This is a genomic window from Streptomyces viridochromogenes DSM 40736, from assembly GCF_000158955.1.
GTDB lineage: Bacteria > Actinomycetota > Actinomycetes > Streptomycetales > Streptomycetaceae > Streptomyces > Streptomyces venetus.
The window spans coordinates 3,983,676-4,004,215 of sequence record NZ_GG657757.1 but is presented as its reverse complement, the minus strand read 5'-3'; the positions used below and the strand labels follow the sequence as shown (position 1 = coordinate 4,004,215).

The 20,540-nt window shown below is 71.4% G+C and carries 20 protein-coding genes; 13 read left to right on the top strand and 7 right to left on the bottom strand.

Annotated features, from left to right (window positions below):
- Window positions 1-5 precede the first annotated feature (5 nt).
- The 5 genes from SSQG_RS17480 to SSQG_RS17460 all read left to right on the top strand — a co-directional run bounded on the left by SSQG_RS17480 (window position 6) and on the right by SSQG_RS17460 (window position 5,903).
- Complete coding sequence (locus SSQG_RS17480; protein ID WP_003991133.1) at window positions 6-281, top strand: MoaD/ThiS family protein; 276 nt, start codon at window positions 6-8, stop codon at window positions 279-281.
- Window positions 282-729: 448 nt separating this feature from the next.
- A complete protein-coding gene (locus SSQG_RS17475) occupies window positions 730-933 on the top strand; it encodes a cold-shock protein (protein ID WP_003949956.1) in 204 nt (67 codons plus the stop codon).
- A 392-nt stretch (window positions 934-1,325) separates the two neighbouring features.
- Window positions 1,326-2,948: a chaperonin GroEL gene (groL, locus tag SSQG_RS17470; protein WP_003991132.1), complete on the top strand. Its 1,623-nt coding sequence runs from the start codon at window positions 1,326-1,328 to the stop codon at window positions 2,946-2,948.
- Window positions 2,949-3,131: 183 nt separating this feature from the next.
- Complete coding sequence (locus tag SSQG_RS17465) at window positions 3,132-4,259, top strand: NADH:flavin oxidoreductase (protein ID WP_003991131.1); 1,128 nt, start codon at window positions 3,132-3,134, stop codon at window positions 4,257-4,259.
- Window positions 4,260-4,346: 87 nt separating this feature from the next.
- A complete protein-coding gene (locus tag SSQG_RS17460; RefSeq protein ID WP_039932958.1) occupies window positions 4,347-5,903 on the top strand; it encodes a carboxylesterase/lipase family protein in 1,557 nt (518 codons plus the stop codon).
- A gap of 1 nt (window position 5,904) precedes the next feature.
- On the opposite strand, the gene SSQG_RS17455 is transcribed toward SSQG_RS17460, so the two are convergent.
- Entirely contained in the window at window positions 5,905-6,474 is a 570-nt protein-coding gene (locus tag SSQG_RS17455; RefSeq protein ID WP_003991129.1) for a hypothetical protein, read from the bottom strand.
- 13 nt (window positions 6,475-6,487) lie between these two features.
- Complete coding sequence (locus SSQG_RS17450; RefSeq protein WP_039932957.1) at window positions 6,488-6,733, bottom strand: Uma2 family endonuclease; 246 nt, start codon at window positions 6,731-6,733, stop codon at window positions 6,488-6,490.
- A gap of 462 nt (window positions 6,734-7,195) precedes the next feature.
- On the opposite strand from SSQG_RS17450, the gene SSQG_RS17445 reads away from it, so the two are divergent.
- Together SSQG_RS17445 and SSQG_RS17440 are read left to right on the top strand one after the other, a co-directional pair.
- Window positions 7,196-9,226: a hypothetical protein gene (locus tag SSQG_RS17445; RefSeq protein ID WP_052310296.1), complete on the top strand. Its 2,031-nt coding sequence runs from the start codon at window positions 7,196-7,198 to the stop codon at window positions 9,224-9,226.
- Between the two features lie 113 nt (window positions 9,227-9,339).
- Window positions 9,340-9,852 carry a DUF6624 domain-containing protein gene (locus SSQG_RS17440; protein WP_003991126.1) on the top strand — a complete coding sequence of 171 codons (513 nt, stop codon included), beginning with the start codon at window positions 9,340-9,342 and terminating at the stop codon, window positions 9,850-9,852.
- Here the strand turns inward: SSQG_RS17440 and murQ are convergent.
- Complete coding sequence (murQ, locus tag SSQG_RS17435) at window positions 9,849-10,790, bottom strand: N-acetylmuramic acid 6-phosphate etherase (RefSeq protein ID WP_003991125.1); 942 nt, start codon at window positions 10,788-10,790, stop codon at window positions 9,849-9,851. The genes SSQG_RS17440 and murQ overlap by 4 nt on opposite strands.
- A 46-nt stretch (window positions 10,791-10,836) precedes the next feature.
- Window positions 10,837-11,772, bottom strand: a complete 936-nt coding sequence (locus SSQG_RS17430) for a MurR/RpiR family transcriptional regulator (protein WP_003991124.1) — start codon at window positions 11,770-11,772, stop codon at window positions 10,837-10,839.
- A gap of 55 nt (window positions 11,773-11,827) precedes the next feature.
- Here SSQG_RS17430 and SSQG_RS17425 point away from each other — a divergent pair, with 55 nt between their 5' ends.
- Window positions 11,828-12,211, top strand: coding sequence for a hypothetical protein (locus SSQG_RS17425; protein WP_003991123.1), 384 nt, complete (start codon window positions 11,828-11,830; stop codon window positions 12,209-12,211).
- Between the two features lie 7 nt (window positions 12,212-12,218).
- A complete protein-coding gene (locus tag SSQG_RS17420) occupies window positions 12,219-12,506 on the top strand; it encodes a DUF4031 domain-containing protein (RefSeq protein WP_003991122.1) in 288 nt (95 codons plus the stop codon).
- Here the strand turns inward: SSQG_RS17420 and SSQG_RS17415 are convergent.
- Together SSQG_RS17415 and SSQG_RS17410 are read right to left on the bottom strand one after the other, a co-directional pair.
- Window positions 12,479-13,552, bottom strand: coding sequence for a GNAT family N-acetyltransferase (locus SSQG_RS17415; RefSeq protein WP_106434177.1), 1,074 nt, complete (start codon window positions 13,550-13,552; stop codon window positions 12,479-12,481). The genes SSQG_RS17420 and SSQG_RS17415 overlap by 28 nt on opposite strands.
- Window positions 13,553-13,562: 10 nt before the next feature.
- A complete protein-coding gene (locus SSQG_RS17410) occupies window positions 13,563-14,225 on the bottom strand; it encodes an HD domain-containing protein (protein WP_003991120.1) in 663 nt (220 codons plus the stop codon).
- Window positions 14,226-14,272: 47 nt separating this feature from the next.
- Here SSQG_RS17410 and SSQG_RS17405 point away from each other — a divergent pair, with 47 nt between their 5' ends.
- The 4 genes from SSQG_RS17405 to SSQG_RS17390 all read left to right on the top strand — a co-directional run bounded on the left by SSQG_RS17405 (window position 14,273) and on the right by SSQG_RS17390 (window position 18,183).
- Complete coding sequence (locus SSQG_RS17405; RefSeq protein WP_039932955.1) at window positions 14,273-14,953, top strand: maleylpyruvate isomerase family mycothiol-dependent enzyme; 681 nt, start codon at window positions 14,273-14,275, stop codon at window positions 14,951-14,953.
- A gap of 103 nt (window positions 14,954-15,056) precedes the next feature.
- The gene (locus SSQG_RS17400; protein ID WP_003991118.1) at window positions 15,057-15,755 is read left to right on the top strand and encodes a copper homeostasis protein CutC; all 699 of its coding nucleotides are present in this window, start codon (window positions 15,057-15,059) and stop codon (window positions 15,753-15,755) included.
- A gap of 73 nt (window positions 15,756-15,828) precedes the next feature.
- Window positions 15,829-17,415, top strand: coding sequence for a BTAD domain-containing putative transcriptional regulator (locus tag SSQG_RS17395; RefSeq protein ID WP_003991117.1), 1,587 nt, complete (start codon window positions 15,829-15,831; stop codon window positions 17,413-17,415).
- Window positions 17,416-17,442: 27 nt separating this feature from the next.
- On the top strand, window positions 17,443-18,183 hold the full coding sequence (locus SSQG_RS17390; protein ID WP_003991116.1) for an SDR family NAD(P)-dependent oxidoreductase: 741 nt from the start codon (window positions 17,443-17,445) through the stop codon (window positions 18,181-18,183).
- 4 nt (window positions 18,184-18,187) lie between these two features.
- On the opposite strand, the gene SSQG_RS17385 is transcribed toward SSQG_RS17390, so the two are convergent.
- The gene (locus SSQG_RS17385; RefSeq protein ID WP_003991115.1) at window positions 18,188-20,254 is read right to left on the bottom strand and encodes a HelD family protein; all 2,067 of its coding nucleotides are present in this window, start codon (window positions 20,252-20,254) and stop codon (window positions 18,188-18,190) included.
- Between the last annotated feature and the right edge of the window lie 286 nt (window positions 20,255-20,540).

The following is a 20,540-nucleotide window of genomic DNA, read 5'->3' as shown; positions in this document are numbered from 1 at the left end:
TTCCGATGAGCGTCACCGTTCGCATCCCCACCATCCTGCGTACCTACACCGGCGGGCAGGCCGAGGTCGCCGCCGAGGGCGCGAACCTCGGCGAGGTCATCGCCGATCTGGAGAAGAACCACACCGGGATCGCCGCCCGCGTCCTGGACGACCAGGGCAAGCTGCGGCGGTTCGTCAACGTGTACGTGAACGACGACGACGTGCGGTTCGAGCAGGGGCTCGAGACGGCGACGCCGGACGGTGCCGGCGTGTCGATCATCCCGGCGGTCGCCGGTGGCTGAACCGGCCGACCGGTTTAATTGTTACCCGGAGTAACGCCGGTCACCGAGAGTTCATCGAATTGCCCCCTCCGTGAGAGAAGCGGAGGGGGCAATTCTGTGTGATTGAGCGCGGTACAGTTGGGGAACGCGATCCCGATCCCGTGATCGGGCGCCCTGAATTCCTGCCGCGCGCCCGACAAGATGTAGCCAAAGTGTGCGTGTCTTTCGCGGCTTTTGTTCCCTTTGTGTGGCCCGACTTGCCCTGAAGTCGCACGAATTCTCCCCACATTCCGGATGCCGCGCGTCCGGAATTCTCGTCCGATTGACCTGTTGCAGACGGCAGTTGGACAGATACATTCAGCCGCGGTCGACGCGTTCCGGCGCACGCCCCCAATCCGTGGGGGGTGAGGTCTGACCCGGATCCGCGAAGTGCGGGTCTGTGCAAGGGCCAGTAATAGGGGAGTTAGGCATGGCTCAGGGCACCGTCAAGTGGTTCAACGCGGAGAAGGGGTACGGCTTCATCGCGGTCGACGGTGGTGCGGATGTTTTCGTCCACTACAGCGCGATCCAGATGGACGGGTACCGCACCCTTGAAGAGGGCCAGCGGGTCGAGTTCGAGATCTCGCAGGGCCAGAAGGGCCCACAGGCCGACATGGTTCGCGTGGCTGCCTGAACGCGCGACCACGACAAACCGCAAGCGGCAGGTCTTCTCTGAAGGGCCCGTACCCCCCGGGGTACGGGCCCTTCGGCCTGTTCGAAAGCCCTGCCGGGCGGTGTTCGCGGGCGGCTGACGGCACCGCCCGATCCCGGGGAGGCGCTTGCGCCCGCCCGTCACCCGACCGCCACCCCTCAACGAGCTCCCGCTTCGCGAGAGCGCCTTGCACTCAGCATGCCCGAGTGCTAATCATTGCGTTAGCACTCTGAAGGTGAGAGTGACAACGTAAGGACCGGGTCGGTGAGGCCCGCAGGCCGGGTGGGAAGGAACCACGAGGCTGGCGAGCCGTCCGTCGCGGGCGCGGGCGCGGTCCGAAGTAATCACCCCCAGTCCTGGAGGGACCACTTCACATGGCCAAGATCATCGCGTTCGACGAGGAGGCGCGGCGCGGCCTCGAGCGCGGCATGAACCAGCTCGCGGACGCCGTCAAGGTGACGCTCGGCCCCAAGGGCCGCAACGTCGTCCTCGAGAAGAAGTGGGGCGCCCCCACGATCACCAACGATGGTGTGTCCATCGCCAAGGAGATCGAGCTCGAGGACCCGTACGAGAAGATCGGCGCCGAGCTGGTCAAGGAAGTCGCCAAGAAGACGGACGACGTCGCCGGTGACGGTACGACCACCGCGACCGTTCTCGCCCAGGCCCTGGTCAAGGAGGGTCTGCGCAACGTAGCCGCCGGCGCCAACCCGATGGCCCTGAAGCGTGGCATCGAGCGCGCCGTCGAGGCCGTCTCCGCCGCCCTGCTGGAGCAGGCGAAGGACGTCGAGACCAAGGAGCAGATCGCCTCCACGGCCTCCATCTCCGCCGCCGACACCCAGATCGGCGAGCTCATCGCCGAGGCCATGGACAAGGTCGGCAAGGAAGGCGTCATCACCGTCGAGGAGTCCCAGACCTTCGGTCTGGAGCTGGAGCTCACCGAGGGTATGCGCTTCGACAAGGGCTACATCTCGGCGTACTTCGCGACCGACATGGAGCGTATGGAGGCCGTCCTCGACGACCCGTACATCCTGATCGCGAACTCCAAGATCTCGAACGTCAAGGACCTGCTCCCGCTCCTGGAGAAGGTCATGCAGTCGGGCAAGCCGCTGCTGATCATCGCCGAGGACGTCGAGGGCGAGGCCCTGTCGACCCTGGTCGTCAACAAGATCCGCGGCACCTTCAAGTCCGTCGCCGTCAAGGCCCCGGGCTTCGGCGACCGCCGCAAGGCGATGCTGCAGGACATCGGCATCCTCACCGGCGGCGAGGTGATCTCCGAGGAGGTCGGCCTCAAGCTGGAGAACGCCACGCTCGACCTGCTGGGCAAGGCCCGCAAGGTGGTCATCACCAAGGACGAGACGACCATCGTCGACGGTGCCGGCTCCGCCGACCAGGTCCAGGGCCGCGTCAACCAGATCCGCGCCGAGATCGAGAACAGCGACTCGGACTACGACCGCGAGAAGCTGCAGGAGCGCCTGGCGAAGCTCGCCGGCGGTGTCGCGGTCATCAAGGCCGGTGCCGCCACCGAGGTGGAGCTCAAGGAGCGCAAGCACCGCATCGAGGACGCCGTGCGCAACGCCAAGGCGGCCGTCGAGGAGGGCATCGTCGCCGGTGGTGGCGTGGCCCTGCTGCAGGCCTCCCAGGTCTTCGAGAAGCTGGAGCTCGACGGTGACGAGGCGACCGGCGCCAACGCCGTGAAGCTCGCGCTGGAGGCCCCGCTGAAGCAGATCGCCGTCAACGGTGGTCTCGAGGGCGGCGTCGTCGCGGAGAAGGTCCGCAACCTCCAGGTCGGCCACGGCCTGAACGCCGCGACCGGTGAGTACGTCGACATGATCGCCGAGGGCATCATCGACCCGGCGAAGGTGACCCGTTCCGCTCTGCAGAACGCCGCCTCCATCGCCGCGCTGTTCCTCACCACCGAGGCCGTCATCGCCGACAAGCCGGAGAAGGCCGCCGCGCCCGCCGGCGGCGGCATGCCGGGCGGTGACATGGACTTCTGATCCGCCTGACGGCTGATCAACGTCCTTGCCGAGGGCGGCACTCCCTGTTCCGACAGGGGGTGCCGCCCTCGGGCGTGTGCGGGATCACAGCACGGGCGGGATGCCGTGGGCGGGACCGGGCTGTTGGAATGTGCATCCAATGCGTATGCACATACTGACCGGTACCTCCCGAGGAGTCCCCACGTGACCGCCGCCTCCGCCGCATCCCGCGCCGCCGAGATCCTGTCCCGACCCGTTTCGCTGGGCGGCCTGACCGTCCCGAACCGGATCGTGATGGCACCGATGACCCGCATGTTCTCCCCGGGCGGCGTCCCCGGTGAGGACGTGCTGTCGTACTACGCGCGCCGCGCCGCCGCCGGAGTCGGCCTGATCGTCACCGAGGGCACCTACGTCGGCCACGACTCGGCCGGCCAGAGCGACCGCGTCCCCCGGTTCCAGGGCGAGGAGCAGCTCGCGGGCTGGGCGAAGGTCGCCGAGGCCGTGCACGCGGCGGGCGGCACGATCGTGCCGCAGCTGTGGCACATCGGCATGGTCCGCAACCAGGGCGAGCCGCCCATCGCCGACGCCCCCGCCGTCGGCCCCTCCGGGCTGCGCATCGGCGCCACGGAGCCCACCGGCAAGGCCATGACGCAGGCCGACATCGACGCCGTCATCGGCGCGTTCGCCGAGGCCGCGGCCGCTGCCGAGCGCATCGGCTTCGACGGCGTGGAGCTCCACGGCGCCCACGGCTACCTGCTCGACCAGTTCCTCTGGGAGGGCACCAACCGCCGCACCGACGCCTACGGCGGCGACCGGGTCGCCCGCGCCAAGCTCTCGGAGGAGATCGTCGTGGCCGTCCGCGAGGCCGTCTCCGCCGACTTCCCCGTCATCTTCCGCTACTCCCAGTGGAAGCAGGAGGCCTACGACGCCCGTCTCGCCGAGACCCCCGAGGAGCTGGAGGCCATCCTGACCCCGCTCGCGGCGGCCGGCGTCGACGCCTTCCACGCCTCCACCCGGCGCTACTGGGTCCCGGAGTTCGACGACTCCGACCTCAACCTCGCGGGCTGGACCAAGAAGCTCACCGGCAAGCCCGCCATCACCGTCGGCTCGGTCGGCCTGAACGGCGGCGACTTCCTCAAGTCCTTCCAGGGCCATGGCGCCGAGGTCGGTGACCTCGACAACCTCCTCGACCGCTTCGAGCGCGACGAGTTCGACATGGTCGCCGTCGGCCGCGCCCTGCTCCAGGACCCGCTGTGGGCCCAGAAGGTGCTCGACGGCCGCTTCGAGGACCTGACGCCGTACGACGCGGCGGCGCTGAAGTCCCTCAGCTGACCCCGGAACCGGTCACTCTGGATCTGCTTGCGTCAGTCAAGGACACTGGCTGAGCGCCTGTTCACCGGCATCAGCGAGGAGATCCAGATGACGACGACCGAGTCCCGCCCGTCGACGGGCGGTTCCTCCGAAGAGCCCGCACCGGTGGTCCGGACGACCGCCGGTGCGGTGCGAGGCCGCAGGGAGGAGGGGCTCGCCGTCTTCCGAGGCATCCCGTTCGCCGCACCGCCGGTGGGCGAGGCCCGCTTCATGGCCCCGCGCCCCGCCCGCCCCTGGGACGGCATACGCGACGCCCACGCCTTCGGCCCGCCGCCCCCGCAGGACCTCGGCAACCTGGGCGGCCCGGGCCTGCTCGACGTCCCCGAGGGCGACGACTGGCTCACGGTCAACGTCTGGACCCCCGAACCCGACCCGGGCGCCCGCCGCCCGGTCATGGTGTGGATCTACGGCGGCGCCTACAAGCTCGGCCACTCCGGCAGCCCCGGCTACGACGCCCGGCACATCGCGACCGACGGCGATCTCGTGGTCGTGTCCCTCAACTACCGCGTGGGCATGGAGGGTTTCGCGTTCGTCGAGGGCGCGCCCGCCAACCGCGGCCTGCTCGACCAGGTCGCCGCGCTGGAGTGGGTGCGGGACAACATCGAGGCGTTCGGCGGTGACCCGGAACAGGTCACGGTCTTCGGTGAGTCGGCGGGGGCGGGTTCGGTCGCCTCGCTGCTGGCCATGCCGCGCGCGACCGGTCTGTTCCGGCGGGCGATCGCGCAGAGCGTGCCCGGGACGTTCTTCTCGGACGCGCTGGCCCGTGACATCGGTCTTTCCCTGGCCGCCGAGATGGGGCTGCGCCCGACGGTCGCCGACCTCGCGACGATCGCTCCGCACCGGCTGACGTCGGCCGGCGAGACACTGAGCGCGAAGATGCTCCAGTACGTCGACCGCTGGGGCCGGGCGGCGCCGACGGTGACGCCTTTCTCGCCGGTGGTCGACGGTGAGGTGCTGCCGACGACGCCGTGGCAGGCGCTGGCGGCCGGTTCGGCGAAGGACGTCGACCTGCTCGTCGGCCACAACCGGGACGAGTACCGCCTGTTCGCCGCCATGGCGGGCCGGCTGGGCCAGATCACGGACGAGCAGGCGAGCTCGGCCCTCCGCCTCTTCGCCCCCTCCCGCGACGGTGAACAGGCGTACCGCGCCGCCTTCCCCGACGCCTCCCCGAGCGAGCTCTACGAACGCGTCCAGACGGACTGGCTGTTCGCCATGCCCTCCCTGCACCTGGCCGAGGCGCACCGCGCGGGCGGCGGCAGCGCCCACGTCTACGAACTGACGTGGCCGGCCCCCGGGAACGGCGGCGCGCTCGGCGCCTGTCACGGCCTGGACATCCCCCTGCTCTTCGGCACGTACGGGGCAGACCTGGGGGCGCTGCTGTTCGCGGGCGTCGAGCCGTCCGCGGAGGCCAGGGCCCTGTCGTCCCGCTTCCGCTCGTCCTGGACGTCCTTCGCACGATCGGGCGACCCGGGCTGGCCGGCGTACGACGACGAGCGGCGGCTGGTGCAGGTGCTGGACACGGAGCCCGAGGTGAGGGCGTACCCGGAGGAGGCGTCGCGGCGACTGTGGGAGGGGTACGACTTCTCCGCCCTCCCTCTCCGCTGAGCTAAAGGTTGCCCATCGGCTCGATGTCGACCCGTACCGGTGTCCCCCACACCCGCAGCACCTCGTAGTCGGTGAACTCGTGCACCAGCCGGTACGCCATGGCGGCCCGGGGGGCGCGGCGCTGGGCGGCGATGAACAGCTCGGCCTCCCGGCGGTCCCGGCGCGGGGTGCCGCACAACTGCCAGGCCTGGCCGTTCCACAGCTCCGCCAGCCAGCGCTGCTGGGGCTGGGGGCGGTCGCCTCGTACGCCGTAGCGGGACTGGACGGGGCCGGTCTGCGGCTGCTGCGGGGCGGGCCCGTTGAACTCGTCCCGGCGGGCGGCCCTGCGCCGGGTCTCGCACAGCAGGCACAGGTCGGGGGCGTTCTCGTCGACCGGGCCGTTCGGATGCTCGGGGCAGCGTGTCGTGGGCTTGGCGGTCGTGACGCTCTCGTCCAGCAGCTCCAGGGCCCGCTTCAGATCCGCTTTGACCTCGTGCAGCTTGGCCTCCGGAGTGTCGGAGGTGAGGGACTCCCCGTGCTCACCGAGAAGACGGAGGGCACGGCCTAGGGCGGTGAGCTGGGCGTGGTTCATGCGTCCATTGTCGTCAGTCGGCGTAGTCCTTGAGCTTCTCGGTGTCCAGGGTGATGTTCACGGGGGCGGGGAGCTCGACGGTCGCGCCCCAGGGGTGCGGCGAGACCTGCTGGTAGCGACCGTCTTTCGGCTCGCTGTAGACGGTGATGGTGTTGTTGTCGCGGTCGATGAGGAGGTACACGGGGATCTCGGCCTCCGCGTAGCCGATGGGCTTGTCGATGCGGTCGCGTTGATCGGTGTCACGGTCGTGGGACGCCATGGGGTGCGCGGACGGGGAGGCAGCACTAAAGTTGGTGTCATCCATGGGATCGACGTTCCTCGATCTCGTTGGTAAGCCCCCGCAGGTGTTGGCGCACCGGGCGGGGGCTGTTGCTTGTGCACGAACGTTAGAGGTCTGTAACTGTCCGTGGCAAGCCGGACGCGTCAAGTCAACACGCGGGGTGGGAGGGCGGGTTGAGGCCCTCCACCCGTTCCTTGAAGAGAGGGCTCGAAGCCCGGATCCCGAAGCTCAGGCCGTCTCGTCTCCGGCCGGAGAGGCGCTGTGGGTTCGCGTCAGGCAGCTCGATCGGGAGATGAAGTCACGGTGAAGTAATTGCCAACGGTGGATGTACAACCATTCACCTCCCCTCGTCGTCGAACTGGCGTATCGCGCATACAGCGGCGTACGCCCCACCGCACGCCACCCCACAAGACACGTCCTTTCCTCAGAGGAAGCCTGTTCATGACGTTCCGTTGGTGGTGCGGTGTCCTGCGCGTGCGCGGGAAGACCGACCTGTTTCTCGTGTTCCTGTTCGCCGCCGGTTTCGCCGCACTGCCCGTCTTCGCGCTGCTGCCGTCGCTGTGGGGTTTCGCCGTGGCGTCGGCCGTGAGTTACGCGGCCGACGAGGTGCTGCACACGCGTGCTCCCGCCTTCGTACGGCGCCTGGCCGCCCTGCAGTTGACCCGCACGCTGCGGTTCGCCGTGCGGACGGTGATGCTGCTCGCCCTGGCCGACCGCATGGACGCGCCGGGTGCGGTGCTGGTGGCCGCGCTGGCCGTGTTCAGTGCCCACTTCACGCTGGTGGTCCTGTACACGGCGGTGCATCACGCCATCCGGCGGCGCCGCACCCTCCCGGTGGTGGTGCGCAACCTCGACATGAGCGGCGCGGGCATCCCGCAGACCCCGCCCGCCTTCCTGTACCGGCGTTTCCTGCGCAAGTCGCTGCATCTGGACGTGCCGGCCCACGCGGGGCTGCTGGCCGCGCTCGCGGCCGGGGTGTGGCAGCCCGTGGGGATCGGCTTCGCACTCACGGCAGGGCTGTCCGTCGCGGCCGTCGTGGCCCTGCTGGGGCAGCTGCGCCGGGCCCGCCGGATGCCCTCGCGGGACGAGGTGATCGGCGAGGTCAACCGGCAACTGGCCGGGTACCGGCCGGAGGTGGCGCTGTACTTCAGCTTCGCTTCCGTGTCCCGGGACTTCATGTACCAGGTCAACATGTGGATCGAGACGCTGGAGCAGCTCGACCGACGGCCGCTGATCATCCTTCGGGAGCGGGCCTCCTTCCGCTATCTGGGCCGTACGCGGATCCCGGTCGTGTGCGTGCCGAAGGCCGACGACGTGGCGCAGCTGGAGCTGCCCGAGCTCCGGGTCGTGCTCTACCCGGGCAACGCGGGCAAGAACGTGCACATGCTGCGCGTCGCCGAGGCCAAGCACGTCTTCATCGGGCACGGCGACAGCGACAAGCTCGCCAGCAGCAACCGGGTGAGCAAGGTGTACGACGAGATATGGGTCGCCGGGCGGGCCGGGCGCGACCGGTACCAGCGGGTGCGGCACGCCATCAACGACGAGGCGATCGTCGAGGTGGGACGTCCGCAGCTGTCGTCGATCCGGCTGCACAGCGACCACGTGCCGGGGCCGTTGCCGACCGTGCTGTACGCGCCGACCTGGGAGGGCTGGAGCGACGACGACTGCCACACGTCCCTGATCCCGATGGGCGTGCCGCTCGTGGAGAAGCTCCTCGCGGAGGGCGTACGCGTCATCTACAAGCCGCATCCGCTCACCGGGAAGCGCTCCCGCGCGGCGGCCGAGGCCGACCGGACCGTGCGCGCGTTGCTGCGTGCCGACAACGAGCGGCGGGACGCGGAGCGTGCGGAGGCCGCGGTCGCGGCGGCCCGGCCCCGGCTCGCGGAGATCAAGGCCCGGCTCGGCGAGCTGTCGGGACGGCTCGGTGGTGACGACGCGCAGCAGACCCGTGAGGCGCGGGTCCCCGACCGGGACGGCGAGGGCGAGTGGCGGGCGCTGCGTGCCGAGTGGCACCGCATCTTCTGGGAGAGCCGGGGTCAGGTCCGGCACCACGTGGTCCTCGCCCAGCTGCCGACGCTCTACGAGTGCTTCGACCAGGCCGACATGCTCATCAGCGACGTGTCGTCCGTGGTCGCGGACTTCGTGGCGAGTCTCAAGCCGTACGTCCTGACCAACGCGAACGGCCTGACGGACGAGGACTTCCGGGCCGCCTACACCACCGCCGGTGGCGCCTATCTGCTCGACCGGGACTGCGCCCGGCTGCCGGAGATCCTGGACGCGGTCCGCGCGCCGCGCCGCGACCCGATGGCACCCGAGCGCCGGATTCTCAAGGAGTACGTCCTCGGCCCGGACCACCCCACTTCCCTGCGGCGCTTCAACACGGCCGTGAACGCCCTGGCCGAGCGGGCCGCCGCGGAGCGGTTCGCGGAGGAGCAGGAGGTGGTCGTCGAGCTCTCCGGGCGATCGGCGTAGATCCAGTATCCCGTCTCCGGCGGTCGTGCGTCACCGTCCTCCGGAATGATCTTTTCGGGTCGAATGCGGCTTTAGGGTTCTGTCAACCAGCCTCATCAGCAGGGGAGTTGACCATGAACCGCGACCTGACGGCCCTCTCGGAGGAACTGACCGCCATGGCCGCCGCCGACCACGAGAAGGCCGTCACCGGGGCCGCGAACAGCGACGACCCGGCCGAGCGGCTGGCGTGGCGGCGGCTCACCGCCGGGCACGGGGACCGGCTGAACGAGATCATGGACGAGGTCGGCTGGCCCACCGCCGGCCTCGTCGGCGAGGACGCCGCCCGCGCGGCCTGGCTCGTCGCCCAGCACGCCGACCGGCAACTGGACGTGCAGCGACGGGCGCTGCGGCTGCTGGAGGAGGCCGTGGCGGCGGGGACGGCCGGCGCTCGTGAGCTGGCGTTCCTGCGGGACCGCACGCTCGTGAACGAGGGGCGCGAGCAGGTCTACGGCACCCAGATCGCCGGTGTCCGCGGCGACGGTTCGCCGATCCCCTGGCCCTGCCGGGAGACGCCCGAGCGCGTCGACGAGCTGCGCGCGGGCGTCGGTATCGAGCCGTTCGCGCGGTATGTGGCGCGATACTCCTAGGAGCGTGCGTCGAGGGCCGCGCGCAGGTGCCCGTCGGATTCCTCCAGCAGTCGCGCCGCCGTCGGGCCGTCCACGTCGGCCAGGATCGTCAGGATCGCGTTCTTCACCTCGCCGTCGGTGGCGGTGAGGGCCTCTTCGATCTCCTTGTCGTCGGCGCCGGTCGCGAGGGCGACGATGCGGTGGGAGCGGGCGCGGAGTTTGTCGTTGGAGGCGCGGACGTCGACCATCAGGTTCCCGTACGTCTTGCCCAGGCGGATCATCGTGATCGTCGAGATCATGTTGAGGACGAGCTTCTGGGCCGTGCCGGCCTTCAGGCGGGTGGAGCCGGTGAGCAGTTCCGGGCCGACGACGATCTCGATGCCGTGGTCGGCGGCGGCCGCGAGGGGGCTGGCGGCGTTGCAGGCGAGGCCGATGGTGAGGGCGCCGCGGCCGCGGGCGTGGTCGACGGCGCCGATCGCGTACGGGGTGCGGCCGGAGGCGGAGACGCCGACCACGGTGTCGGCCGGGGTCAGTCCGAGGCCGTCCAGGTCGGCCCGGGCCAGTTCCCGGGAGTCCTCCGCGCCCTCGACGGAGGTGACCATGGCGGGCGGACCGCCCGCGATCAGGCCGACGACCCGGGACGGGTCGGTGTTGAAGGTGGGCGGGCACTCGGAGGCGTCCAGGACGCCCAGCCGGCCCGCCGTGCCGGCGCCCGCGTAGACCAGGCGGCCGCCGCGGGCCATCCGCTCCGCCACGGCGTCGATCGCGGCGGCGATCTCCGGCAGCCGCGCCGCGACCGCCCCGGCGACGGTGGCGTCCTCGCCGTTCATCAGCCGCGCGATGTCGAGCGTGGGCAGCCGGTCGATGTCCGCGAGCTCGGGCCGGAAGGCCTCGGTGGTCAGGGACTCCAACTCGGTTCTGAGGTCGCGGGGGGCGCGGGGGTCGGAGGTGGAGGTCATGGACGGCTCTTTCCGTGTCTTTCCGGTGCTGGGCGTGGCGGCGGCCTCAGGAACGGTGCCGGTGGGCCAGCGCCTCGTACGACGCCGAGAGCGCCGGCGCCGCCGTCTCGTACGTCCGCTGCGCCACCCCCACGAAGAGGCAGTCCACCACAAGGAGCTGACCGGTCCGGGACGACATCGCCGCGGGGCGCAGCTCGCTCTCCCGCGCGGTGGAGGTGGTGAGGACGTGGTCGGCGTACTGGGTGACCGGGCCGTCGGGGCGGCCGGTGATCGCCACCGTCGTCGCCCCGCGCTCGAAGGCGACCCGCAGCGGCTCGATGACGTCCCCGGTCGAACCGGAGTGCGTGATGGCGATCGCGACGTCGCCCGCGCGCAGTTGCACGGCGTTGGTGACCGCGAGGTGCGGGTCGCTGTGGGCGTGTGCCATCAGTCCTATGCGCAGCAGCTTCTGCGTGAGGTCCTGGGCGACCAGGCCGGACGCTCCGACCCCGTACACGTCGGTGCGGCGGGCGCCGGTCAGCGCGGTGACGGCCGCGCCCAGTTGGACGGTGTCGAGGCCGGCGGCGGTGTCGGCGAGGGTCTGCTGCTCGTCGTAGGCGAGCTTCGCGACCACGTCGGCGATCGGGTCGTCCACCGCGATGTCCGTCGTGATGGCCGGGGCGCGGCCGGACTGCTGCTGCGCGGCGAGGCCGGCGAGGGCCAGGCGCAGGTCCCGGTAGCCCGGATAGCCCAGCAGCCGGGCGGTGCGTACGACGGTCGCCTCGCTGGTGCCGGTGAGCTCGGCGAGGCCGGTGACCGTGAGGGCCGCGCAGCCGGCCGGGTCGCCCGCCACGGCCTCGGCGACGCGCTGCATGGAACGCGTCATCGACGGGCCCAGGGTGCGGACCTTGGCCGCGAGGGCGGCGGGCGCGGGCGGGGTGCCGAGCGTGCCGACCATGGGCCGGGGACCACCTGAGAAAGTTTCCTTCACGTCACGGGTCACCCCTGAAAGATATTTTCGGCTCGGTGTCCCGGTCAAGAGTGCGCACAATGGGGGCATGGACCCCACTAGCCCTCTGGAACAGGCGCTGCACGCCGCGCGCGCCCTCGTGCTGGCCGACCTCGTGGCGGGACGCGTCGCCGACGCGGATGTCGTGTCCCTGGTGGAGGAGTCCGTCGTGCAGCGGCGCTGGTGGGTCGAGCAGTGGCCGGAGGGCGCCCCGTACGTGGCCGGTCTGGTCGCCCAGGACGTGCAGGACGCCCTGCTGGAGCGCTACGGCCGCTGGCCGCTGTGCCCGGTGTGCGGCACCGGCGACCCGCACGCGCTGGACGTACAGCCGGAGTTGGGGCCCGACCCGCACTGGGTGTGCGGCGAGGCGGGCGTGAAGGTGGCCGCGGTGGGATCGCTGGGCGAGGCCATCGGCGGGGCCGCGTCCTCGTGAGGTCCTGGTGACGATCTACATCGACCCGCCGACCTGGCCGGGCCACGGCCGCATGTGGTCGCACCTGGTCAGCGACGTCTCCTACGACGAACTGCACACCTTCGCCGAACGCCTCGGCGTGCCCCGGCGGGCCTTCGAACGCGACCACTACGACATCCCCGCCGGGCGGTACGCGGACGCGGTGGACGCCGGGGCCGTGGAGGTCAGCAGCCGCGAGGTGGTGCGGCTGCTGCACGGGGCGGGGCTGCGTCGGCCGAAGGGGCGGGCTCAGACGCCGGGTTCGCGCAGTTCGTAGGTGACCTGCTCGTCGTCCTCCGCGACGGCCTTGAACCCGGCGCGGGCGAGGACGTTGTGCGAGGGCGTGTTGTCCCGCTCGACGTTCGCGACCACGATCCGCACCTCCTCCCGGCCGAGCGCCCACGCCGACAGCGCGATCAGCGCCTCGGTGGCGTAGCCGTGGCCCCGGGCCGCTTCGACCAGGTCGTAGCCGACCTCCACCCGGCCCGACTCGTCCGGGACGCTGTGGAACCCCATGGCGCCGAGCGCGCGGCCGTCCTCACGGCGGACCAGCGCGTAGGTGCCCCACTCCGGCCGGTGGACGCCGTCCTCGTACTGCTTGAACACCAGGCCGCAACCCACCCGGGTGCCCTCCATCGGGCCGCCCTCGATCCACTCGAAGCCGCCGTCGCCGACGGTGGCCAGGTCCTTCGCCGCCGCCGGGGTGACGCCCTCGAGCGTGAGCCGGTCGGTGGGGATCACGTGGTTGTTGCTCCACTGCCACGCGGTGATCGGGTCGCGGCCGGGCAGGTCACCGCGACCGGTGGCCCACAGCAGGGTCGCCCACGGGCTGGGGCCGGGCTGCGCGTGCGGGAAGATCCGGGTCAGGACGAAGTCGCACAGCTCCGGGTCCGGTTCGAACGCCACACCCAGCCCCCCGGCGATGTCGTGGGTGTGCAGCAGCAGCTCGGCCACGGCCATCGCCGCGTACCCCTCACGGTTCGCGCTGCGGAAGGGGAACGGGTGGAAGCCCCGGACCTCGCGGGGGGTGGTGCGGATGGCGGCGGTGAGCAGGGCACCGGTCGTCTCGATCACCTGCAGGACACTGTCGTTGCCGGTGCCCTCCTCCAGACCGAACGCGAGAGGGATACGACCCTCCGCGCGTGCGGCCAGGTGGCCGGCGTACCTGAGCAGAGCGACGCAGACGTGCACCGCCGTCTCCCGGCAGTTCCACTCCAGCCGCCCGGCCCGCACGTTCTCCCAGTCCCGGTCGGTGACCGTCCCCAGCAGCCCGACGCACTCGTCGACGGCCCGCTCCACCTGTTCCGCACCCGTTGTCCACATGGCGGGCAGGTTACGAGGGGTCGTGGGGTCCGGGCGACAGCATTTCCAGCTCGGCGGCCAGGTTGTAGCGGGCCGTCGCCTCCCACTCCGCCGCTCCGTACGGGGTCCTGAACAGCCTGGGCAGGTCGAGCAGTTGGCGCAGGATCGCGGCGCGGCCCGTGCGGAAGGCATCGCTCGGGACGAAGTGGTACTCCTCGCGGACGGCGGTGGTGTAGGCGGCGTACGCCGACGGGGGCGAGGCGAGGATCGCCAGGTCGGCGTCGCACAGGACCTGGCCGTCGGGGTCGTCGTCGGCGGGGTCGTGGCTGACGGTGAGCCGGACCAGGCGGGCGACCTCGGCGGTCTTCGGGTCGGGAACTCCGGCTTCCGCGAGGGCGCGTTCCGCGAGCCGGGCCGAGCGTTCCTCGTTCTCCGAGCGGTCGGGGAGGTAGACCGCGTCGTGGAACCAGGCGGCCAGCCGGACCACGTCCGGGTCCGTCGCGTACTTCTCCAGTAGGTCGACGCGGTCGAGGACCGCCGTGAGGTGCTCGACCGTGTGGTACCGGCGCTGTGGCTCCTGCCAGCGGGCCAGCAGGTTGTCGGCGTAGGGCGCCGGGTCCGGACCGGCGGCCGGGCCCCTGGCCGCTTCCAGGGTGCGGGTGAAGCGGGCGCGGAGGGCGTCGATATCGGCCATGGGGGCATTCTCCCGCCGGCCCCGGTGTGGGACCTAGCGTGGAGTGCATGACGACTCCTGCTGATGTGCCTGACGTACGGGACCCCGAGCAGCCCGGGCGGCTGCTCACGATCGAGCGTGACGCGCTGATTCCGTTGCTGCGGAGCAGGGCCGACGAGGACTTCGCGCTGCCCGTGGCGGCGTGTCCGGGCTGGTCGGTGCGGGCGCTGCTGGCGCACTGTTCGGCCGCGCTCACCCGGGTGGTGGAGAACCGGTTCGAGGAGGGGGTGTTCTCGCCCGCCGCGAACGACCGGGACATCGCCGAACGCGACGGCTGGACCAACGCGCGGGTCGTGGACGAGCTGGAGCGCGGTCTGTCCGAGGCGGGGCCCGTGATCGCCCGTGCGGACGGGAAGCTGGACGGTCTCGCGCTGGGGGAGTGGGTGCACGCCGGGGACGTCCGCGAGACCTTCGGGGAGCCCGGGGCGTACGGCGGGGCCGGACTGCCGGACGCGCTCGCGCTGCTCGCCCGGCTCACCCGGGAGCGGGGACACGTGCCGCTGCACGCCGACCTCGACGACCAGGACGAACCGCTGCGGCTGGGGGAGAGCGGCGGCGAGCGGCCCCCGGGGCGCTTCATCGGGGACGGGCCGACCCTGGTGCGGCTGTGCACCGGGCGGCCGGTCGACGGGGCGCCGGGCTTCGAGCTGGCCGGGGTGGAGGCGAAGGAGCTGAACATCTTCGCCTGAGGCACCCCACCGGGGCGTGGGAGGCGGCGCGACGGGGCAACGTAGTCTTTGATTGGACTAGACCTGTCGCCGAACGCCGACTCCATGCCGACGAAGGGGCCCCATGAGCAAGCGTGCAGTCCTGGAGGTGATCGCCCTCGACGTCGAGGACGCGGTCGCCGCCCAGGCCGGAGGCGCGGACCGGCTGGAGCTGGTCACCGACATGGCGGCCGACGGGCTCACCCCGCCGGCCGCCACCGTCGCCGCGATCCGCCGGGCCGTCGACATCTCGCTGCGGGTGATGCTGCGGCTCGCCGACGGCTTCGCGGCCGGGGACGTCGACCGGCTGGTCCGGGTGGCCGCCGAGCTGCGGGAGGCCGGGGCCGGGGAGTTCGTGCTCGGATTCCTGAACCCGGACGGCGGGGTGGACCTGGGGGCCGTGGAGCGCCTCGCCGGGGCGCTGGACGGCTGCCCCTGGACGTTCCACCGGGCGATCGACCGGGCCGCCGACCGCGACGCCCTGCGCAAGCAGCTGGACGGGATGCCCGGACTGGACACGTATCTCACCGCCGGGTCGGCCGACGGGGTCGACGAGGGGCTCTCCGTACTGATCGCGGAGGCGGCCCGCCGAGGAGAGCCGGGGTACGAGCAGCACCTGCTGGTGGGCGGCGGGCTCCGGCTCGACCACGTGCCGACGCTGCTGGCGGCCGGGGTCGACGGCTTCCACATCGGCGGGGCGGCCCGGCCGGGGGGCTGGGAGGCGCCGGTGTCGGCGGAAGCCGTCGCCCGATGGCGGACCGCCCTGGACGCCGCCCCCGCGTGACCCGGAACCGTCGGTCGAACTCACCGGCGTCGTACGGGGAAGCAGGGGATGTGCCGGTGCGTTGTGCTGCTGCATGAGCCTGCGCTTCTCACTGATGGGTCCGGTACGAGCCTGGCGCGACGAAGAGGAGATCGGACTGGGGCCGCGCCAGCAGCGGGCGGTGCTGGCGGCGCTGCTGCTGAACAACGGCATCCGGCTGAGCAACGACCAATTGATCGACATGGTCTGGGACGACCCGACGCCGAGCGCGGTGATGGCACTGCGGACGTACGTGTACAAGATCCGTAAGGCGCTGCCGGAGCTGAACCTGACGTCCAGGGACGGCGGGTACACGGTCCGCGCGGAGATCGTCGACGACTGCCGCGGCGAGCCCTTGGAGGGCCTCAGGAGTGCCTACTTCGACGCGCAACGGGTGCGGCTCGGCGACCACCGGCTCAAGGCACGGGAGGACTGCCTCGAACGCGAGCTCGACGTGCTGGAGCTGCAGAAGCACGTCGCCGCCTTCCCGCTCAGGGAACGACCGCGCGCCCTCCTGATGCGCGCCCTCTACCTGGAGGGCAGGCAGGGCGAAGCACTCGACCACTTCCACCAGGTGCGCGCACTCCTCATCGAGGAACTCGGCCTCGAACCGGGGCCGGAGCTGCGCAAGGTCCACGCGCAGATCCTCGACGGCGACCTCACCCTGCCGCGCAGGCCGGAGCAGCTGCTGCCGGATCTGCCCGACTTCACCGGCCGCGCCGAGGAGATCGCGCAGGCCCTCCGGACGCTGCCGGGCACCGTGGGCATCACCGGTATGCGGGGCAGCGGCAAGACCGCGCTGGCCACCCGGATCGGCCACCTCGTCAAGGGCCGCTACCCGGACGGGCAGATCTTCGTCAGGGGCAGGGACGTCGCCGGCGAGCTGTTGCGCGCGGTCGGCGTGGAGAACCCCGTCGGCGACAAGGCCGTGCTGTGGCGGGAGAAGGCGCGCGGCAAACGGTTCCTGGTCGTGGTCGACGACGTGCAGGACGCGGCGGCCGTGCGGGATCTCGCCATGCCCGGCTCGGCGATGATCCTCACGAGCGTCCGCCGGTTGAACGAGCTGCCCGGGGTGACCTGGCTGAAGATCGCCGGACTGGCCGAGCGGGACGCGCGGGAGTTCTTCCGCAAGATCCTCGGCGCCGTACGTGCGGACGCGGAACCCGAGCACGCAGGGGTGCTGCTGGAACGCCTTTCGCGACTGCCGCACCCGATCAGGGTGATCGGCGGCAGGCTCGCCTCGCGTCCGCACTGGACGATCGAGATGATTCTGCTGCAGATGGAGCGGGACAGCGGGCACGCCGACGTGATCCCGCCCGACTGCGCCGCGATGCTGGCCCCGTTGATCGAGGCCGAGAAGCAACTGAGCGATCCGGAACGACACATGCTCGCGTGCTTCGCGCACCAGGACGCCGAGGTGATCGACAGTCACAAGGCGGCGGAGGTGTCCGGGGCCGACCCCGGTGACATCGAGCTGGTGCTGGAGTCACTGACGGGCGTGCACCTGATCGAGCCGCTCGTACTCGGCCGCTACCGGCTGCCGCAGTTCGTGCGCTTCTTCTTCGGGCTGCGCACGGCGGCTTCCTCGCGACCTGACCAGGCCGTACCTGACCAGGCCGTATATGCGGAAATTATGCGCTGACGATCTGGCGCGGCGAAGTTGGCAGACATGACAACCAAGGAACTCCAGGACAAGAAGGCACTCGTCACCGGCGCCACGTCGGGCATCGGCCGCGCCATCGCGGTCAAGCTCGCGGAGGCGGGTGCCATCGTCTACGTGACCGGGCGCAGGGCCGAACTCGGCAAGGAGACCGTCGAGCTGATCGAGCAGGCGGGCGGGACGGGCCACTTCGTCGTCGCGGACGTCGCGAACATCGACGACGTGCGCAGGCTCGCCGAGGAGGTCGGCGAGGTGGACGTGCTCGTGAACAACGCGGGCGTCTTCCCGTTCTCGACGACCCCCGAGCAGCCGCTCGACAGCTACGAGCGGGTGTTCGACATCAATGTCCGTGCGGCCTACTTCCTGACGGCCGCCCTCGTGCCGGCCATGGTGGCCAGGAAGAAGGGCGCGATCGTCAACGTCTCGTCGGTCGCCGGGCAGATCGGCACCCCGGTCGGCTCCGTCTACAACGCCACCAAGGCCGCGATGGACGCGCTGACCCGGTCGTGGGCCGTCGAGTTCGGCGCGGCGGGCGTGCGCGTCAACTCCGTGGCGCCCGGCCCGATCCGCACCGACATGGCCGTCGAGACGGTGGGCGAGATGTTCGACGAGTTCAGCCGGAACACTCCGCTCACCCGCGCCGGCGAGCCCGAGGAGGTCGCCGAGGCCGTGGTGTTCCTGGCCTCCGACAAGGCCAGTTACATCACCGGCGCGGTGCTCGCCGCCGACGGGGGCTACGTCGCGACCTGAGCGGTCACGCCAGTTGTGGCGGCAGCGGCGCCGTATACGTGACGACCAGACCCGACACCGCTCGCGTCAGCGCCACGTACAGCCGCCGCAGCCCCGTCCGTTCGTCCGGCTCGCCGTCCACCACGGCCTGCGGCTCGTCCAGGACCACGTAGTCGTACTCCAGACCCTTGGCGAGTGACGCCGGGACCAGGGTCAGGCGGGTCTCCTGCGTGGTCTCCTCGCCCGGGCCGAGGTAGGCAATCCCGGCCTCCGCCAGGGCGCGGGCCAGCTCCGGGACCCGGGCGTCCGCCGCGATCAGGCCCGTCGAACCCTCGCGGCGCAGCGACTCACGGCAGGCGTCGACCACATCGGCGGTGCCGGTGACGTTCCGGACCTCGAAGTGGCCCGGGTTCTCGCGGATCGACACGACCGGTGTGAGCCCCGGGGCGATGTGCGGCAGCAGCCGGGAGGCGTAGGTGATGACGTCCGTCGGGACGCGGAAACCGGCCGTCAGCTCCTCGATCACCGCGTCCCGCTTGCCCAGGTGGGCCAGGGCCTCCTGCCAGTCGCGGGTCGCCCACGGCGTGGTGCCCTGCGCCAGGTCGCCGAGGACGGTCGCGCTGCCGGTGGTGCACCGGCGGCCGACCGCCCGGTACTGCATGGGGGAGAGGTCCTGCGCCTCGTCGAGGACGACGTGCCCGAGGGAGTGCGTGCGCTGGATCAGGTCGGTGGCCTCGTCGACGAGGACGGCGTCGGCGGCGGACCACTGGGCGGACTTGACGCTGCGCGCGGGTTTCGCCCACAGGACCGCCTTCTGCTCCTCCTCGTCGAGGATGCCCTCCGCGTGTTCGGCGAGGAACTCCGCGTCCGACAGCAGCCGCAGCACCAGCTTCGCCGGGTCGACCGGCGGCCAGACCGCCTTGACCGCCGCCTTGACCGCGCCGCCCCGGGCCACCGCGTCCTGCACCCGGTCGTCCGGGGCCTCCCCCGAGCGTTCCATCTGCACCAGCACGGCGTGCGCGACACGCTGCGGCAGGGCCTCGCGGGCGGCCCCGTAGCGGATGTCGCGGTCGAGCAACTGGCGGACGATGTCCTCCAGTTCGTACGCCGCGACGCGCCAGCGGCGGGAGCCGCGCACCACCACGACCGGTTCGGACGGCATCGTGACGTGCGAGTAGAGGGCCTTGCGCAGCACCCGCGCCATCCGGGCGTCGCCCTTGACGACGGCGGCCGTCGCGTCGTCCGTGCCCTTGATCTCGACATGGGCCACGAGGTCCTCGACGGTGGCCTGCTGAACGGTCAGCTCGCCGAGGGCGGGCAGCACCTGCTCGATGTAGTGCAGGAAGGACCGGTTCGGTCCGATGACGAGGGTGCCGGTGCGGGCCAGCCGCTCGCGGTGGGCGTAGAGGAGGAAGGCGACCCGGTGCAGGCCGACGGCGGTCTTCCCGGTGCCCGGACCGCCCTGCACACACACCGTGCCGGACAGGCCGGAGCGCACGATCTCGTCCTGCTCGGGCTGGATCGTCGCGACGATGTCCCGCATCGGGCCGACGCGCGGACGCTCGATCTCCCGCTGGAGGAGTCTGCTGGTCTTGGCCGCCTCGGCCGGGTCCGACAGGTGCTCGTCCTCGTACGCCGTGAGGTCGCCGCCCGTGTAGCCGAAGCGGCGGCGCAGCGCGACGCCCATGGGGTCCTTCTTGGACGCTCGGTAGAACGGCTGCGAGACGGGTGCGCGCCAGTCGATCACCATGGGGTCGCCGTCGGCGTCGTGCACATGCCGCCGCCCGATGTGCAGTGTCTGATAGGCGGCCTCCGGCTGCGGGCGCTCGCCCTCCGCGCCCTCGGCCTGCTCGGCACCCGGCGCGTGCAGGTAGTCGAGGCGGCCGAAGAACAGCGGGGTGTCGCTGAGGTCGGCCAGGGCCTTGATGCGTTTCTCGATCTGCTGAGCCAGCACCTCGGCGTTGACCCAGTTCGCGCTGACGTCGCTGATGTCGAGGGCCTCGACGTCCTCACGCATGGCACGCAGGGCGGAACGGGAGGCGGCGAGGTGGGAGCGCTCGCGGGAGAGGGGGTCGTCGACGTGCGTGGACACGGGGGTGCCTCCGGAGGACCTGCTGAAGAGATGGCGGTGAGATGCCGGCCGGTTTCCGTCCGGTCGGCGGCACTCCCTCGGGGAGGCGGGCAAGAGCGGAGATCCTAGACGGGCGGGGGAGGCGGCCGCCAACGGTTTTTCCCGCCCCCTGTTCCTCATCCCCGTTCCTCATCCCCTAGGGGGCGAGGGCCTCCTCCGGGAGGGGCAGGGGTCGGCCCGCAGGCGTACGGGAGGAGGGGGCAGGTTCGGTCCAGAGACCGACGCGGGTTTTACGGGAGGAAACGCA